The sequence below is a fragment of the Acinetobacter sp. ANC 4218 genome (assembly GCF_002135245.1).
GTDB lineage: Bacteria > Pseudomonadota > Gammaproteobacteria > Pseudomonadales > Moraxellaceae > Acinetobacter.
Genome location: NZ_NEGD01000011.1, coordinates 96115 through 113866 on the forward strand (window position 1 = coordinate 96115; position 17752 = coordinate 113866).

Annotated in this window: 18 protein-coding genes; all 18 read right to left on the bottom strand. The window is 44.0% G+C overall.

The features are described from left to right. Window positions 1-34 precede the first annotated feature (34 nt). Entirely contained in the window at window positions 35-619 is a 585-nt protein-coding gene (locus B9T38_RS11930) for a hypothetical protein (RefSeq protein WP_086197005.1), read from the bottom strand. 27 nt (window positions 620-646) lie between these two features. Continuing rightward, window positions 647-1837 (bottom strand): hypothetical protein, encoded by a 1191-nt coding sequence (locus B9T38_RS11935; protein WP_086197006.1) that lies wholly within the window; start codon window positions 1835-1837, stop codon window positions 647-649. 7 nt (window positions 1838-1844) lie between these two features. Next, entirely contained in the window at window positions 1845-4253 is a 2409-nt protein-coding gene (locus B9T38_RS11940; RefSeq protein ID WP_143222701.1) for a hypothetical protein, read from the bottom strand. 173 nt (window positions 4254-4426) lie between these two features. Next, window positions 4427-7306, bottom strand: coding sequence for a hypothetical protein (locus B9T38_RS11945; RefSeq protein ID WP_086197008.1), 2880 nt, complete (start codon window positions 7304-7306; stop codon window positions 4427-4429). After that, window positions 7299-7601 carry a hypothetical protein gene (locus tag B9T38_RS11950; protein WP_143222703.1) on the bottom strand — a complete coding sequence of 101 codons (303 nt, stop codon included), beginning with the start codon at window positions 7599-7601 and terminating at the stop codon, window positions 7299-7301. The genes B9T38_RS11945 and B9T38_RS11950 overlap by 8 nt, the downstream gene beginning before the upstream one ends. Window positions 7602-7671: 70 nt before the next feature. Continuing rightward, on the bottom strand, window positions 7672-8904 hold the full coding sequence (locus B9T38_RS11955; RefSeq protein WP_086197010.1) for a hypothetical protein: 1233 nt from the start codon (window positions 8902-8904) through the stop codon (window positions 7672-7674). A 1-nt stretch (window position 8905) separates the two neighbouring features. Next, window positions 8906-9298, bottom strand: coding sequence for a hypothetical protein (locus B9T38_RS11960; protein ID WP_086197011.1), 393 nt, complete (start codon window positions 9296-9298; stop codon window positions 8906-8908). A 59-nt stretch (window positions 9299-9357) separates the two neighbouring features. Next, entirely contained in the window at window positions 9358-9765 is a 408-nt protein-coding gene (locus tag B9T38_RS11965) for a hypothetical protein (RefSeq protein WP_086197012.1), read from the bottom strand. A gap of 78 nt (window positions 9766-9843) precedes the next feature. Next, a complete protein-coding gene (locus B9T38_RS11970; RefSeq protein ID WP_086197013.1) occupies window positions 9844-10515 on the bottom strand; it encodes a phage adaptor protein in 672 nt (223 codons plus the stop codon). After that, the gene (locus tag B9T38_RS11975; RefSeq protein WP_086197014.1) at window positions 10515-11384 is read right to left on the bottom strand and encodes a RyR domain-containing protein; all 870 of its coding nucleotides are present in this window, start codon (window positions 11382-11384) and stop codon (window positions 10515-10517) included. The genes B9T38_RS11970 and B9T38_RS11975 overlap by 1 nt, the downstream gene beginning before the upstream one ends. Before the next feature lie 92 nt (window positions 11385-11476). After that, window positions 11477-11950, bottom strand: coding sequence for a hypothetical protein (locus B9T38_RS11980; RefSeq protein WP_086197015.1), 474 nt, complete (start codon window positions 11948-11950; stop codon window positions 11477-11479). A 58-nt stretch (window positions 11951-12008) separates the two neighbouring features. Beyond that, a complete protein-coding gene (locus B9T38_RS11985) occupies window positions 12009-13298 on the bottom strand; it encodes a phage capsid family protein (protein WP_086197016.1) in 1290 nt (429 codons plus the stop codon). 17 nt (window positions 13299-13315) lie between these two features. Then, a complete protein-coding gene (locus tag B9T38_RS11990; protein WP_086197017.1) occupies window positions 13316-14368 on the bottom strand; it encodes a hypothetical protein in 1053 nt (350 codons plus the stop codon). Window positions 14369-15600: 1232 nt separating this feature from the next. Further along, window positions 15601-15957, bottom strand: coding sequence for a hypothetical protein (locus B9T38_RS11995; protein WP_086197018.1), 357 nt, complete (start codon window positions 15955-15957; stop codon window positions 15601-15603). Between the two features lie 15 nt (window positions 15958-15972). After that, complete coding sequence (locus tag B9T38_RS12000; RefSeq protein WP_251992235.1) at window positions 15973-16284, bottom strand: hypothetical protein; 312 nt, start codon at window positions 16282-16284, stop codon at window positions 15973-15975. Further along, window positions 16281-16511 (bottom strand): hypothetical protein, encoded by a 231-nt coding sequence (locus tag B9T38_RS12005; RefSeq protein ID WP_086197020.1) that lies wholly within the window; start codon window positions 16509-16511, stop codon window positions 16281-16283. The genes B9T38_RS12000 and B9T38_RS12005 overlap by 4 nt, the downstream gene beginning before the upstream one ends. Beyond that, a complete protein-coding gene (locus tag B9T38_RS12010; protein WP_143222705.1) occupies window positions 16511-17161 on the bottom strand; it encodes a Gp49 family protein in 651 nt (216 codons plus the stop codon). Before B9T38_RS12010 ends, B9T38_RS12005 begins: the two co-directional genes overlap by 1 nt. A gap of 87 nt (window positions 17162-17248) precedes the next feature. Further along, window positions 17249-17713, bottom strand: a complete 465-nt coding sequence (locus B9T38_RS12015) for a DUF2829 domain-containing protein (RefSeq protein ID WP_251992238.1) — start codon at window positions 17711-17713, stop codon at window positions 17249-17251. Between the last annotated feature and the right edge of the window lie 39 nt (window positions 17714-17752).

The window sequence follows — 17752 nt, forward strand, 5'->3', positions numbered from 1 at the left end:
AAGCACCGATGACGATACACCAGTGCTTTAGATTTTATGCTGTTGCAGTAATGCGATAACCGATTTCAAACACGTCACCGTTCTGGAATACACGTGCTGCAGGATACTTTGTCGCTGAAAGCAACACACCGGTTGCTCCACCACGTTGGTTATTGGTTAGGAGTGCCACACCTGTCACGTTGACCTGTGAAGTGGTAGCAATAGTCACACTGGCCACGTTGCTAAAGTTATCAATATATTTTTGATCGGTAGAATCCGAAGGGATGAATTGAGGACGTGTTGCGTTGGTATAACCCTCAGTCAGTGAAACGATTTCACCAGCTGTTGCAGCAAAGTTTGCAGCTGTCCAGTTATCTGCAGGTGCAGTAGCACCATTAAACAACGCCAGGTAAGATCCTGCCGGTTTTGCTTTAGAGCCAATGGCCACGTTTAAAACGTGAATCAGTGCTTCTTTCGGAATCAGGTTTTTGGTAAAGGTCGCTTCACCACCGTTGATCCGATCCATATATTCACCTGAAAGCATAAAGCCGTGCTTTGGGAAGAAAATACCTTCTTCAGTTTCGTCAAAATTCTCATTGAGTGCATCTTTCATCAAGACGCGCTGTAGTTTTGCATCCATGGTTATGGCCTATATTGTAAATAAAACCTAATTTACAACTGCCACTAATCGATCAGCGAACCCTACAAGCTGAGAGGATTGCGCACTAATCCCTTTGATTGATTCAGACTGCAGTTCAACTAACTGCCCATCTGCTGTCCCTACTACAAAACCATTCTCAGCCAGCCATACGGCACACCATGTACCGCCCTGAGAAAGTGACTTAACCATATCACTATGCAGCAAGGCACTGCTTGCATAGACTGGTGCACGTGATGCTTTGTGCTCGATCACCATGTTACGCATGTCCTGCCCACGTAAGAACACGACATGATCAGCCTGACCTACCCAAATACCACCATCTACCGGCTCAATAAAACGAATGCGCTGAGGAAACTGGATAAAGTTGTAACGCTCATCAGTCAAGTGATAGGTCATGGCTTCGGAAAAATACAGCACATTAGATCGAACCACCCACAAACGACCACGCCATAAACGCAGGAAATCACCACTTTTCATTGGAGATAGGTACTGGAAAGTCGCAGCCCGGCCCAATTCAGGTAAAGCCGGAATATCAACACTCATGGTGTCAATCGGCAATTCAAACGCCTGACGTAATTCGCTACCACCCGGATCAGACATATAGATCCGTACATGCGTCACATGGCTGTCCAGACACATCGGCAATTGCAGTTGCACACCGCTTTTATCCAGTAGCTGTACTTTTTCAATTTCTGATAATGCTGACTCAAGGCCATTGGCCAACCAAGAAATAGCAAAACTATAATCACCTTGATCTAGGCTATAGCCAGATTTCACATTGGCTTGTGGTCTGGCTGGTGTATCAATAGTCAGGCGTTTTGCAGTCTGGCCATCATAGATAAAAAGGCCATTATCACAGGCCATACAGACAAGATTATTCAGTACGATATGAAATAATGGACCATTTCCACATTCAATCAATGGCTCGGTATCCCAGGTATCAAGATTAACCTTGACCCATTGACCATCCAATGCGGCAAAGCATTCTTTGTGTAAAGGGGATTGCCATAAATCACGGATAGCCTTGCTGCTTTGCAGCTGCATTCCCTGGGCCAATTCTGCCCGGCCTGAATCGGAAAAATTGATATTCACCGCATCACGGACAAATAAGCCAGGTGAATCCCCTCTTATCTCAAGTGCAGCATCTTCCTTGACGTTATTGATTCCAAGGAATGCTGGTATTTTTTTGACAGCCATTGCGCACCTATTCGTTAATTACGCCAAAGAACACGTCACACTTGGTTCGGTCTGCAAGTGAAGTGTGGCCAAAGGCTTTTCTGTCTGTAATCCCATAGGACATATTCGCATACTGCATCGTACCAAACATAACCTTACAGGCATCCTCATACACTACGTTGCCATGATCCGGGTGTGGTGAAGGCTCGTAATACAATTGATTATGCGGCTTGTCACTAATCTTGAACACAACCGGCAGGATTGAACCCCATAATTGATACTCAGGTTCGGCTTCTGGATTTTTGATTTCATTATAGTAACTGGCAATATTTGGTTCGGTTTCAGGCATTCTGGATAGTCCATATACATCCATTGGAAAACTTCCACCTGCAAGCCAATCACCCTCATCAGCAAATTCATTATGAGGCGTTAAGCCCTGATAAATTAGTTTTTCCACCCAGATAGGATTTCCATCCACCGGATAAGGCTTGTTGCTTCTCCATTTGGTGCCGTACCACTCTACCGACATACCACCTGAGAACCATTTGACAGGACTATAGGTCCACATCGAATACCAGTTCGGATCAACAATACTTATCCGCACGTTATATTCTTCATAATGATTTGATGAGCCGTTCACATAATCCTTTTTCGCATACAGCAAGGCATTTCGATTTAAATATGGAACAATAGTTGCTACCTCCAATCCACGGTCATAGTTATTGGTAGTAATAAAATATGTTCTTTCAACATAGCGTAGCCGCACGATATTCCCATCCATCCAGAAAATATTTGGCCAGATGAACTTCGGTGAGCTATAGCCCAGGTCTTTGCCCACGATCTTAGTATGCTTAGTCCCTTCTGAAACTTCCCTGCGGTCATCAAAATCAGTGGTGTAGTAGGTTCCAGATAAACCTGTTAAGCCAAAGGTTTCTGTTTCATCCCATGCACCCACATACATCACATCCTCAAAGTTACCTTGCACTTCCCTGTAAAACCTTCGCTCATCATGGAAGTTCTTGATCACTTTTAGGTCATCCCCGATGAAGTAGGCGAATACAACCGTATCGATTCTCGGAAATTCAACAATAGGTATTCTTTGGTCTTCAGGTAAAAACACCAGGCTCATGCAACCTTTAATAAAAGGCTCCGGCAATTTCACCGGTGTACCGCCATATAGATAGCCACGACTGGCAATATTGGTATTTCCGCTATGTGAAGCTATAGGATCTAGCTCATAGTTACGCCAGTAGTCCACTTCACCATCATCAGTAGATCGATGTGAACGGCTCAGTATTTCTGATACATCAACACGTCTTAACTTATAACGAAGTAGCGAAGCCAGATGCCCGGTACTACCAATATACTGATTCAGCTCCCCAATGTAGCGGCTGACTTGCGCCGCATTGGAATTACTCAATCCGCCGAGATTTTTCTTTTCAATCCATCCCCTGTTTTTTGCGGTACCTAAGTTAAGTTTGATCTGATAAAAAAAGCCATGACACAGATTATTGAGATAGTCATAACAGGTATTGACCAAGTGTGTACCATCCGTGTTGCAGCTCCAACCACACGCACTGGTATAAGGGGAGTGTTGGTAAAAATCAGCAGTATCGCAGACCTTGATAATCACTCCGGCACGTACCCAATCGTAAAACTCACTTGGGGCCATTGGAAAGCCTTCACCGCTTGGAATCCCCTTAAACTTGTCCAGGATCTTTAACAGTTCTTCATCACCATTCTCAGCCACATACGCCTGGAATAATTCAGAAGTGGAGGCAGGGATCACGGGTAATGGCATGGCCCACACACCCGATGAATTGACCTTAATTAACCAAGGCTCAAGATTTCTATCGAATGCCACAAGGTCAGTATTGTGAAAACTATAGTTAAACTGAAAACAACCATCTTCGGGAGGTACGCCCATATAGCCAGGCAAGGTATAACCATCAAGTTCCGATTCAATTTGTTCAGCTATACCGGCAGGAATCTTAAAGACAGCCTGTTCAATGAGGTTATCTTGTGGCAATTGATCACGATCTTGGCGACCATACCCGGCCACGATCTGCATCACTTCGGCCATGGCACCGCTATACCAGGTCGAAGCGTGTTTGCCATATTGGGTAAACATTAGCGTATCATCGTCGGAATATTTGGCTATATCGGGCTTGAGTTCCTGGAAGTATGGACTGTAAGGCACCCGGAATTTCTGCAACTTATGATCGCGGCCCACTTCTTCTACATAACCACCTAAACGTCTGGCACATTGCTGCGTCAGGCGAAGTTCAGCACCCTCCCCATTTCTAAGCCAGTCATGTTTTTTAAACACGCCAGAAAACAGCATGGGGATCTGCATGTGGGCCATACCATCAAGATCACGCTCTAATGGCTCTAAGATGGGCTGCTTGTAGGTGATCGCACGAAATACACCCCCCATATCAGTAAGAATAACAAAGCCACCATTAGGTAGCTCTCTGGTGTACTTAATGCTTTCCAGTTGGTGCACAACCTTTAAATTGGATACCTTCTTTGCTTGGTGATCAATAAAACTTAAATCGCTCTCAGTGAGTTGATCGCCATAGCTATGCAGTCCGTATGGCTTAGGTCCGGTCATTTCTTCTCTCCTGATGGATTGCTTTTCCTGAATGTTTCACTGTTGCCATCTGGACGGATGTAATGCGCCTGGTGGCGAATATTGGACACTTTCATTTTCAGGTTATCAAAGCCTATTGGATTGATCGTCTGGCGTGGCGGTTCATATTTCTCGGCATTCCAGACTTTCATGCGGTGTGCAAATGTAGTCACATCGTATTCATTCACGACAGCAAAATCACTGCCGGCTGTAACCACTTCACGTACATAGTGTGAAATCCAGGTATTACCAAATAGCTGATGATCATCACCACCGACATTCATCGGCACTGGTGGTCCAACATGCAAACTCTGCCACATAAAAGGCGTATCATTCTGACGCGAATAACCCATCTGCAGACTATTAAAGCCGGTCAATCTCAAGGTTCGATTCAGATGTTCAATTTTATTGGCACCAAAGAGCAAGGCATTTAATCCGTTTGGCTTGATCTGATCCGGTGTCACCAAATTATTTCTAACCACGGGTCGGCCAAAGGTATTGCTTGATGCGATACCACTACGAATTAAAATAGTTTGATCGCCAAGTGGTGAAATCATCCCCATACGCAAGGCATTCAATCCTTTTGGCGCAATCAGGTGGTAGGTATTGCGGATCTCAGGATCTGTCATTTTTATAGCCTGAATCGATCCTGGATTTAAGAAACGGTGATAGTGATTAATTTTGGCAGTACCAAAAATAGCCCCTGGCAATCTTTCCCTGGCAGTCATCACATCGTAACCATCAATATGGTGTAGAGGTAATCGCGGTTCTTCGTGATTTCGTACTGCTTGGTTCGGCACAGTTTTAGTCGCTGCATAGATGGTATGTGCAGAAATAAACATCACGGTTTGACGTTCCGGGAAAAACGCCATGAAGTCCTTACCTTCCGGGTAAATTCTGCGTGTCTTATATTCGACACGTGGCACACCCCAATTCATTTCCCATATACCAGGTTCAACACGCGCACCAATGAAACGCACATTTGCAGTACCGAAACGGGTAAACGGCCCTTCATTTTCTATAATGATATTGTTCTGTAGTACCTTTGGTACGCCCATAAAGCTCTTAAGTTCAATACCTGTCGGCAATATACGCTTAACCGGATAGTGACCTGTGCCGATTTCATAGACTTCAGCAAAGCGTGACAGTTCAGGCGGCTTGATTGAACTAACCTCAAGATAACGCTTACTGTCGCCAATGGTCGGACGACCCATGAGTGTTGCAATCACAGAATGCTGCTGAATGGTTCGGATGACGTTTTCAAATTTAGCTATACCAAACTCTTGGCTCTCAAAGCCACGTACATTCGGGTGAAAGTTCTTATTTTTTACAATTGGCTCACCAACCACACTGGTTCGGTTAAATCGAGGAAAGATCTTATTCCAACGAATATAGCTCTCTTGCCATCCAAACACGAGTGATTCAAAAGGTACTGGCTCAAGATACTGTCTGCTTAAAAACACTTTTGGCATCGGCACTACTGGTGCTTGGATTGCATAAAACGGATCGGCTTCAACCTGACGAATCGCATCACTGATCATCGGCTTGCCAAATTTCGTCATCTCACCACCCGAGATAAACCGGAAATAACGTCGGGTATTCTGCAGGTGTGCAGATCCAAACAATGCAGCATTAAAGCCTTGGCCTTTGATCTGGCTTGCGGCATTCAATACATGATGCCATCGTGATGCTAACGGAGGTTCTACAGATTGCGTGCGTACCGAGCGAATACGGTCTGCGATAAATGTCCTGGTCGGCTCAACCTCAATTGGTGAAGCAATTCCGGCAGGTCCAAGCACACGTGCACCGTTTTCAAAAACCTGATAGCCAAACCGCTGTGATTCATGGCCATGTGTAGTGATTCTGCGGTTACGGTTAATAATGCCCGGTTGACCTGATGCCGGTGGAAACAAACCCGAATCCGACGCTTCTTCCTGGATGATAATCTGTTTCAGGTTATAGGCATAAGTATTGCCCCAACGATATTCTGGCAAGATACCAGGAGTCAGAAAGCCTTTAGGAATAACGTATTGTGTATAGTTATGTACTTCCTGTTGACCAAACTGTTCAGCAAAGCCAAACGGATAAATGGACTGGCTTTCCGGGATGATACGACTACCGAATCGAGTTGCAACAAAACCTTCTGGATAGATAATGATTTTAGGACTGACTTTATGTTCAGCATTGTACTGATCAAAGATGCCACGCGGCTCCAGATACCGCGGATTATAGTAGATCCCTGCTTTACCAAATAAAGTGGCTTCATAGCCTTTCATCGGCATATAGCGCACACCAAAAGCAATCAGGTGCTTATTGTCCTTGCCCGGATCTTTAACCGGGATAGGTGGCGCAATACCTGTCACACTAATTGTGCGATCTGCAAGCTCAACTTTTGGTAAATACTTATAGTCGTATATCGGAGGATTGATACTATTGACCTGAATATAGGATTTCAGGTTATAGACTTTCGCTGTACCAAAGACCTGGCTAAATATCCCCACAAGCGATATGCGGCGATGAAAGTTATCAACCTTCGCAATACCGATGGATAAAGCATTTAAGCCATTAGGCTTGATAAATTCCGCAGCACGTCGGATCGATGCAGTTCCGAACTTGAATGATGATGCAATCCCGGTAGGCCGTAGATATTCAAACGATAAACGAATATTGGCTTGGCCAAACTGTTGCGAATCGATACCAAAGCCATCACCACCAACATACTGTGCACCACCGCCACCACCTGAGCTATCAGGCGTGAGATTGATCGATACCCTGTTCCAGACCTGGTTTTGTTCTGGTTGTAGTGTGATGCTTACCCTATTGTAAGCCGGTGGTGTATATCCTTGTTCATCACTCATCGGCTACACCTGGAAGCAATCCGCTGACAATACCTGCGTTATAGCCTTGCTTTAGTGCTACAGCAAGTGTAGGCCCTTGTCCGAGTGTGCTAAACCCCCATGAGCCGTCGCTACTTTTCTGGCGACCCACTTCCACATATACGCCAGAAATCTCCTGAAATAAAACCACGGTGCTTTCTGCTGCAGGTGCGTCGTCAGCTACTACACCTAGCAGGCCGTCAGAACTTAACTCCAAAGTACCTGCCGACTCAAGTATGTGAGAATATAGTGCGGCAAAAATATTACCGCGCTTCAATGAGTATCGACTGTTCTCATCATCGACAAACGATAAGAAAGAATTGCTGCATCCGTCTTGCATATTGAAATTAATAGAATACAGGCGATTCATCTAGCAGCACTCCTAGAACCGTTTGTGCCATTGCTCGGAAAGTATCTGGATGACCATCGCTAAAAGAAATTAAAGACGATACTTTGGAGTGCCCTACAGCAGTTTGGCCCATGCAAGGCAAACGCACCACTGTCTTTTTATTTTCACCGACATAAAACGGATAGTCCTGAATATTAAACGAGGATATATCGGGATCGGTAAGCAACATTAAATCTTTAGCAACTAACATGCCGGACGATATTGCCATAGTAAATGGCATCCCATATATACGACCCACCGAAGCACCCGCTCGGACTTCTGTACATAAACACCCTGTATTAGCTGTTTCAAATACCCCATTCTGCAGGACCACTTTAGCCAAACTAGCTGTCCCAGATCCCGACACAGAACTTGGTGTAGCCACTGTTATAAAATTACTGGTATCAGCGGAAGTAGCTAAGCGTGGTGGAAAATAAACCCCAGCTTCCGTTATCTTCGGTACATCAGCACTGTATCGATCAAAAAGGGTGAAAACCGGACCCGAAGGTAGGGTGCCAGGGTATATGGCTAAAGCCAATCTACCATCTAGTGCTCCGTAACGTGCAGCACGGTAGCCGCCAAAACTGAAAAATACTGTGTCTTCATTCGCCGCAAAATAAAAATCTGTCGTAGTAGTGAATTTTGAGTGTATTTGATTCAACGATGCGCGATCCGGTACATGTGGAAAATATCGCTGCCCAATAATATGCTCAACATTCTCAGAACCCAATGATGTGCCTACAGTTACACAATAAGCGGTGGTTTCATAAAATTCGTATGTGCCTGATGTACCCGGTTTTGCCGAAATACCAAAATCCAAACGAAAATATAATTTCTCGCCTGTAGACGAAGTGTATTCGTAAAAACGCTGCCAGATGGTAGTAAACTCCAGACCCCAATTCGAGGTTGTAGTTGTGAACTCAGTCATCGGAATTTGTTTAAACGCATCGCGGTCAGTCGGTGTATAACGTGAAGTATATGTATTGGAAATCGTCGTGATTGGTTTTAATACGTCTAGGTTATTGGCAATTAATGCATCTTCACACTTTTTCAAAAAGGTCTGATATTTAAATAACTGATCAATTAAAGAGTCATCAATCCCAACCAAAGTTCCAATAGTTGCACCTGGCTTCAAACCTAAACCAAAATACCATGGGCCAACACCGTCCTCAGAAACAATTACTGATGCCATATTAAATTCCTTTTAAATCACCGTACACGGTTTCATTTTTCCAGTAGCCTTTATTTTCATGCCAAGCGCAGTAGGCATTGAATAACGGTTTTTCACCTTGCTTGATTACGGATTCATTAATAAATCCCAAGATCCAAAATTCAATTGAATCGGTAGCGTTACCAGTCTTTTCACAAGCAAACATCTGAAATGGTGGGAATGCGGCCAAGCAATTCCAGTCAATACGTTCTTCATTTGGATTATTTCCATACACATCGCCCTGAAAGCCAGACGCACCAATCACCATAGGTGCCGGCTTTTCTACTATCTGTTCTGATGCGATATCAGTAGTCTTGCTCTGCTCTAAAGCAGCTGTACTGTCCTGAGATATAGCTTCATTGCTCTTAGTCGGCATAAAACCCCCTTAATAGATTAAGCCCCATGCAACACAGAGCTTGTAAAAAAAATAAGGTGTTAAACCTTAAAGATCTTATTTGTACCGTTATCCCAGGTCACAATAATGTCACCGCCATTGGGTGTGATTGGTAAGCCAGTTGCGGTGTCAATGTAGGCAAGTAAAGGGCTGGTAGATTCAGATCCGCTATCCACATAAATCACAATGGCACCAATCGCGCCACCGGTGACAGTTTGAAAGGTGGCATCGGACGCATCTGCCGCACCACCGAGCGTACTTTTACCGGTGAGCGTGACAGGTCCGGCAATACGCGCAGATCCGGAAATATCAGATAAGAATTCATGTGTGCCGGTATTGACCGTATAGGAAGCTGTGCTGACCAGCAAAACTTTGACAACATCAGTTAGCCAGTTAAATTGGCCTTCCAAGAAACGTTGACGCGCTTTGTCATAGAGGGTATTCGCCATGATAATTATCCAAATAATAAAAACATGGCTTTATGATGAGAAAGTAGGGTTAGATTTGACCAACCCTACAGGGTGCGACTAAATCAAAGTAGGCAAAATGTAATGCTGAAAATCTTCACGTGTCATACGACGTAAATCAGCATCAGGACGATCACCGAAGTAATCGGTAAACTTCAATTCAGCAATTTGGGCACGGTTTGCATCAAAAAATTCTGTATCAGGAATACTGAATGCCTTATGCAATGCCCATTGAACTAAATGAACATGATGAGACTTATTAATCTCTGGCACATCATCCAAATTTGCCATTGCCACCAATGGCAAACGATAGCCTTCAAGAATTAAAGTGCCATTTTCATCCGGGGTGGGAACCAGACGTAAACCATTATCAGACTGAATTGCATGTACTGGTGTTCCCTGTCGTGTACGCCAGTCAGCATAATAGGTCTTACTCAGCATTTCTTCTGAGGACAACTCAATGCCACGACCGCAACGGCCACTATCTGGATCAAACCGAATATGTGTTAATTCATAAAGGCTGTCATGCAAAGGATATTGTGAGCTGCCAGCGACCACGGCAATTCTGCAAATATCAGGATTTGCATGTTCATGCAGTAGACGTGCACGTAAGCATGCTTCCTCTACTGCATCATTCAACCAGTCAATTACCTCCGTATCTTCATTAAAATAAGGCTGCACCTTATCGTTTGATTCGGTACGAAAGCGTGAAAGCAGCTCACTCAATTTCATTAAACAACCCCGAATTGATGAATTTTATCCGTAGCAATTTGCTTTAACTGATCCAGCTTTAAGTCTGAATCCAATTCTTCCTTATAACGCTCTGCAACATACTTAATCACAGCATCTTTTGTGCGGAATCCATTAACTGCTTGAATTTCTGCGCTCTTAAGTTCTTCAACTTCATCAGCCTGCTGCTTCTTTTTAGCCTGTTCATCCAGAATTTGTTGCGTGTCATCTTGTGTAGAGGCCTGCTCTGTCAAAGCTCCACCTTCAACACGTTCAAACTCAGGATGAGACAGGAACTTTTGTGCAAGATTGCTTGGTACCGTACGTGGTACACCACGCTTGAATACCAATTGTGTGCCATAAAGGTTATCGGTCCAGGTATCACGGTTTGCCTTATAGCAAATTGTCACGCCAACTGCCGGAGCGACTTGCGCTGTCGCTTGTACTGCAGGTTGAGACTTGGCATTTTGTAATTGCTGCTGCAATTTCACGATTTCAGCACTCAAGTCCTGTACATCTGATGGATCAGGAAGATCACGGGCAAGATTGACCACTGCTTTAAATAGATAGTCTTTGGCCTTTTGCTCAGCCGGTAATTCAGCATAAGGTTTAAAGCATGGATGTGTTTTTGCTTCAAAGTCTTTGACCTCACCATAGGTCCACCCTTGAGCTTCTTTTTCCTTAAGCCAGGATTCATGCGACTGCTCGGGTGTGGTATCTGGATTTTCTAAATGCAGCTTCACACCATATTCGATACTTTTCTTCAGTTCATCTGGTGTCTGTTCCCAAGGTAAATGCGACTCATCGCCTTGTGACAAACAAAATGCAGCATTAATAGAGTGGCATAGCATTGCAATCGTTGTGAGTTTCATTGTTATTCCTCTTGGATAAAAAAAGAGGTATTAGCGTCTACCAACCTCTAATACCCCAAAACTTTCACCTAGTTATCGTTATTCGCTGCAGATTAGCGTGGGCCTAGCAATTCACCCGATACCAGTACTTTGATATCCGATGCCTTCGCATTGGCTGCGCCACCTGTGGTGAGCGTAAGTACTGCTGGCTTAGGCAGCGTGACCAACTTTGTACCTGTAGCGCGTAAACGCCCAGCTGCATTCAAAGCACCACCACTAATGAAATATGCTGCATCCTGCGGTACATCTGTAGAATCCACGCCATCCACATACTTAAAGCCAAGCGAACCGGTTACAGCTGCTGTCATCGCAGTAATCACAATGACCTGGGCATCATCTAAACGGAAACCTTCAGGTAGGCTGCCGAGTTCAATCACATCACCAGAAGCCACTGCTGCAGTTGAATTTGAATCAATCACTGCACCTGTTGCATTGGTTGCCAAAGCAAAAGCCAGTACAGTGGTATTACCGTATGGAACTGCACCACCAAACTGACCTGGTGTGCGTTTGCATTTAATTGTCGCCATGAGTTCATTACTCCAAATTGATTAAAGGAAGGCCGATTACTCGGCCCTGCCCTGAAACTTAGCCTTGAAGTTTCACGACGGTATCAACGGTAATCACACCGTGATCGGTATATTGCATTTCACTACCATCACCATTCACGTCCACATTGAAGCGAATCTTCTTCACGCCACGGATTGCACCAACCAGAAGTTCCGCTTTATCGCCATGATCCAGCTCTTTCTCAGACCAGAAGTATGAAATACCTGTTCCTTTATGTGCCGCAAATGCTTCAGCAAGTGCTTGTCCACCCAGGATGATTGAACGGTCAATCGCATGAGTAGTACCAAACGATGCAGGAACAAATGCGTTATCTTCAGCCTCACTGGTATATGAAGTTGAGTAACGGATTGGATCACCGGCGCGGAAGCGAATCGGATGTGACATTTTGCGGATTAGGAAGTTATTCCATAGGCCAACTTCACCGCGGAACAATGGATGTTGATTGGCATTCGATGCACGGGCAATTGCCTCAGATTGCAAAGTACGGAAGCCCGGTTGTTTAGCGAACCAGTTATACTGAGTCGGAGACACCAACCATAAGCGCAACGGCGAATCATCCGAGCCGTTATCACCTTCAACCTTAATACAAGGTGGCGGTAAAACCATGTCATCTACTACTGAACGCATAGAATCCACGGTATCCGGCAGAAACAAGTCAGTAGATGTAATATCGACTTCACCTGCATTCACGGTGAATGCCTGTACACCAGCACCATCTGCCAAGTAGTGACGGTTTTTAGTCGGTGCTTTTACATCATTGACCATGATTTTTTTGAATTTCGCATGTGTAGCAAGCGGAATCGCCCACTCAGCGTTATTCTGGAAACCACGGGCACCACACAAATGCACCAGTGTTGATAAGTCGCTGTAACGATCAAGTAAGTCCTGTGCGATCGGACGACCCAAACGGCGGAAATCTACAGGAGAACGAATGGAAGTCATCACGTTACCCAAATCAACAGGGAAACGAGCCTGATCTACACGCAAACGATCTTCAACGATGGACATACCAACGCCACGACCTTCTGCATATTCGCTACCCATGATTGGATAAGCATTTACAGGCTGTACCAGGTTAAAGGTAACTTCATCACCCTTTTGCTTGCCAAGGTCCATGACACGTAAAATTGGCATGTGTGTAGATGACTGGTTTTTAATTTGTGCTTCTGCACTGCCTTCACCTTTCTGCATAGTGCCAACCATCTTATTGATGATCGAATTACGCTTTAGGCTTTTTGCGAACAGTCCTACCGACTGTTGTACCGCATTGGTTTTATCACCATATGCAGCATGGGTTTTATCTGTCATTAGAATTCTCCAAAAGATTATCCACGACGTGCCAGAAATTCATCTACCTTGTCACCCGACCAGTTCTGCATTTCTAAAAGCAGTTCAGGGCCGGACAATGTAGACAAGCGTTCTTCTGCAGAAAGTGCTGCTGGTGCACCTGCTGGAAGATCTGACACGCTGATAGGTATTTGTTTAGGAGCGTTCTGTACAGCTTGCTTGGCTTGGGCAATCATTTCCGCTGTGGGATTGGCTGCCGGTGCCGCTTGGTTAACATTGTTTTGGGATTTATACAGACTAAGCAGTTCATTCACATCCTGAGCATTTCCACCCTGCAATACGTTGTTATACGCATTACGAATGATACTAGGCTGTGAATCCATCCAAGTTGCAAACTCGCTAGACTCTGCTACTGATTCATAATCCGGGTGAGCAGATTCAATCGTTGCAAAGTGTTGTTGTTCAGCACTGAGCTGCTGCATTTGCTGCTGCTGTTGCTGAATTGGCGCAAGTGCCTGTTGTACTGCGGCTTCAACCTGAGTTGAAACACGTAGATCTAATAGAGCATTTACACCTTTCACAACTGCTTCTTCAGAGAAGTCACCAAACAAAGCAATCACATCTGCATCATTACCACTCGCCTGAATTAAGGCTTCTGCGGTTGCTGCATTTTGCTGTGCCTGTTGGCTCTGGTCAGGAGCTTGCTGTGCTGCGAGTTTTGCGTTTGCTTCATCAAGCTGCTGTCTGAGCAACTTGGCTTGGTCGCGGGCACTTTGTAAACTTTCAAAAGGAATGGTGTGTTTACCATCTTTTGCCAGAACTACAGTGTTGTCCGCATTCTGCTCATCTTCACCTGGAGCCTTCGCTGGTTCAGGATCAGGTTGTTGTTCTGTATTAACAGCTGGTTCTGCTGTTTTCCCTACGTCTGCTGGTGTATTAGTCTCTTGTTCTGGGTTAGTGGCTGGCACACTAACTTTTTCCGCCGGAGCGGTATCGCCATATAGTGCAGCATTCAGTAACGCTGCGCCCTGTTCAGGAGTGACTTGCCCATCATTCGCTTCAATGCTATTCAAGATTTCTGTATTACTCATGCCTTTCCTGCTACTTATCGCAGTAGCCGCAAAATAGTGAAGTGCAGACTTGTTACAGTCGCTTGCTGTCGATTGCTCAACTAGGATTGATTTTGCAAGGAGGCATGGGGAAAGTAGAAACCCTACACGGGTATGACCATATTGGTTGGCTCACCTAAAAGGTATAGGCAAAAAAAGACCCGTTCCTTGGGGAAAGAACGGGTTAGAAAAAACCACAGCGCTGGTTTAAAGAAATCGCTACCTGAATCGGCACAGTCAGGTAAACTGCTGTCAGGGGACATCCAACCCTACCTAAACGTTATTTATTGCAGAACTTCTTGGCGGAAACTGCAAAATGCCTATTTGCCCTGTACTTTTATAAATGATATCCAAGGATTGATATCTTCCAGTTCCTAAATCACTTTAGGCCATCCCTTCCCACTATTGGCAAGTCAGGACTGAGCAAACGCCACGTTTTAAGGCATTACATTTGAGAGTGATTAACAAGCGCACGTTCATCTTTTGGACTACTCGATTTCTTGTTGCTTTGCTTTCCCTGCGGAGGTTCGCCAGTTGCTACTTACATCGCTCACCGCATCGACTGCGGATTCAATCACTCTCAAATATAATGGCCCTGAGTGTGGGATTCGAACCCATCCGTACTTGAGGGTAAAAGTACGCGCACCGACTGCGACCAAGGATTCGTTCCCACAAGATGTTACGAATAACATCGAGGGGAACCGGCAGTAGTTTAAGGTGATAGCAACGCACCCTATCTCATTTTGATTTTAAGTCGGGGAAATAGATCAAACCGACTTTGCTTATCCCCAACATCTCAACTTTAAGGACTTGCGGTACTGTCTTTCCAGCTGTCATCAGTTAGGTACTTATGCCCATAGCGGCTTTTATGGTTCATTTCAAACTGAAAAACTTTTCGACCAATAACGTGCTATGCCGTCCAACTACTTGCGCACATTCGTTGATAGTCCTCACAATGTCTTTCGATTCATATTGCGGTGCGCTGTCCCATGACCTAAAAGGTTTCGCTTGAATCTCACAAGCTCATCAGATGGGTATATCAAACGACAGGCCGGTTAAACCTGGACTATTGGAAGTTGGGGAGAACTACCTGCAAAAGATCAATCAGCCTTGCAATACCAATTGATCTAATAGTTATTTGCTACCTGCAACCTTGCAGCTTCGCTTGATGGAATTAAATATAAATGCAGTGATTCAGAAAGCTAGTATGAAAATCATACGCTTGAATGACTAAGCGAAAATTCTGCACATAAACTGTCTACAAACTGGTTAAACGTAGATTCCTGAATTTCTTCTGCACATCCGTTATAGATCAGTGAATAACTGTCATCTATACGTTTGAATGTGAATGGCACATCATCTGCTTTCATTTTGTAGGTTTCTGAGTTTTCAGTAATCTCACATTCAGATGTAAATGCTGTTTGACCTGGTATCCATGCTTCAACAAAATCGGCAAAGTCACGACTCACCTGGCCTTGTTCAACATCCTGCCATTCTTTACGCTCTGGGTAATACTGTTCTGGGTTTGTCATTACCAGTCCGATGGCCAGTGTTAATTTGGATAAATTCATTGATTGGTTCCTTGCTTAGTCCATCCGAGAATGTACATAACAATCCACACCCTTAGATTTTAAATAATCCTTGGCGGCTTCAATACCGACTGTATTTTTATCACCCTGACCATATGAACGACTTATAATGAAAGCACCAGCATACGACCAGTGCTTATAACAATTGATGCCAGCATTTTTCAAAGTTGATTCTCTTACGCCTTTCAGCCCACAGATAACTACCTTGTCTAAGTTCGCAGTACCAACATCATCGGTCTTATCCGCGGCCTGCTGACCGATGGACAATGCCTCATCGATCAGTGTTTTGAGTTCTGTATATTTACTCAACCAAGTACCCACCCATTCTTATGAGCCATTTCTTTAATCACACGGATGGCTTTGCTATGGGATTCTTCCACATCATCCGCAGGCATAATCACTGTTGATTCATCGGTCAGTTTGATGACACATAAATACTTTTGATTCTCTGCGTCATAATCAAAATGAGTTCCTGTGATAAACGGCAGGATCTGGTGAGTTGGGATTAAATTCCATGCTTGTTCTTGATGAGTCATTAATTTTCAACTCCATGATCAATACCAACTTTAATCCCTGCTTGGTTATTCTGCTCACGCTCATACTCAGTCTGCCAGTGTTGCTTAATTCGTAACTTCTGATATAGCGAATAACCTTCCAGTTCCCAGAGTTTATTTTCGGCAATAGCTAAAACATCTTTTGTTGAGTATTCAATACCAAGCTCTTTGCTAAAATTTTTAGGATTTACTGCTTTTGACATTGCTGTTGCTAGATGAAAGGATCCATCAAGCCAAGCATCTGCACGAACGTATTTAGTTGGCGTTTCACCAAAAGTAAAATGTAATTGCACATGAGCCAATAATTCCTTAATTCGCTCAGGTGTGACTTTTGGTGCAACAGCTTTTTCTTGAAGTTCTTGTTCGGTTACTTCATCACCAGCTTTAAGTTCTACGTGGTTATTTTGTTCTTCTTCAAGCAGAATAATTGTTGCACCGTTTGGGATTTTATCTAACTTAGTACTATAGGTTTCATTATCTGTTACGCGATAATCTAGAACAGGATTTTCGACAATCAAATAATCACCAGAAATACGCCATGCAGATGCACCAATAAAATTAGCGACCTGCTCAGCATTTCCTGTTGTATCTGTGCTTGGATCTAATTCAAGAGTCATTGAGTTATTGTTCAATTTCTAATCTCCATAAAAAAAGGATGAATATTCAATTCATCCTTTTATTGTCAGTGCAGTGCATCAGATTCTAAGTATGTTTATTAATCAAGTATCAATAACTGTCCAATCATTTGCAAATAGATCACCTGTTGATGGTGTCCAACCCATTGCCAAAGTGTCTTGTACTGTTTTTAAGGTGCAATATGGCGCAACATCAATGCTACCACCTAACTTTTCAGCATGAGCCTTATTATATGGATTCCAAATTTTTGACGCTTCGGTATTTGTGGATTGAGCTTGAGCAACCACATATTGCAAATCATTCCATCCAGACCGAGAAACTTTTTTGCCTAGTTTCAAAGCAGTAAGTGCATCACCAAAAGTTAAATTACCATTAGGTCGATAAGCATCCTTAAATACACATGCTGGTGACCAAGAAATATAGCCAGCATGGCGCTCGTCACAAGGCTTGCCTCCATCTACATATTCAACCAAATAACCTTGTTCTTTTGGATCTTCATTTTCAGGGATTTTCCATCCACGGTATTCATTATATTCACCACGGGTCATGGCTGTAGCTAAAACAGACTTTGTACCGATATATGCTGT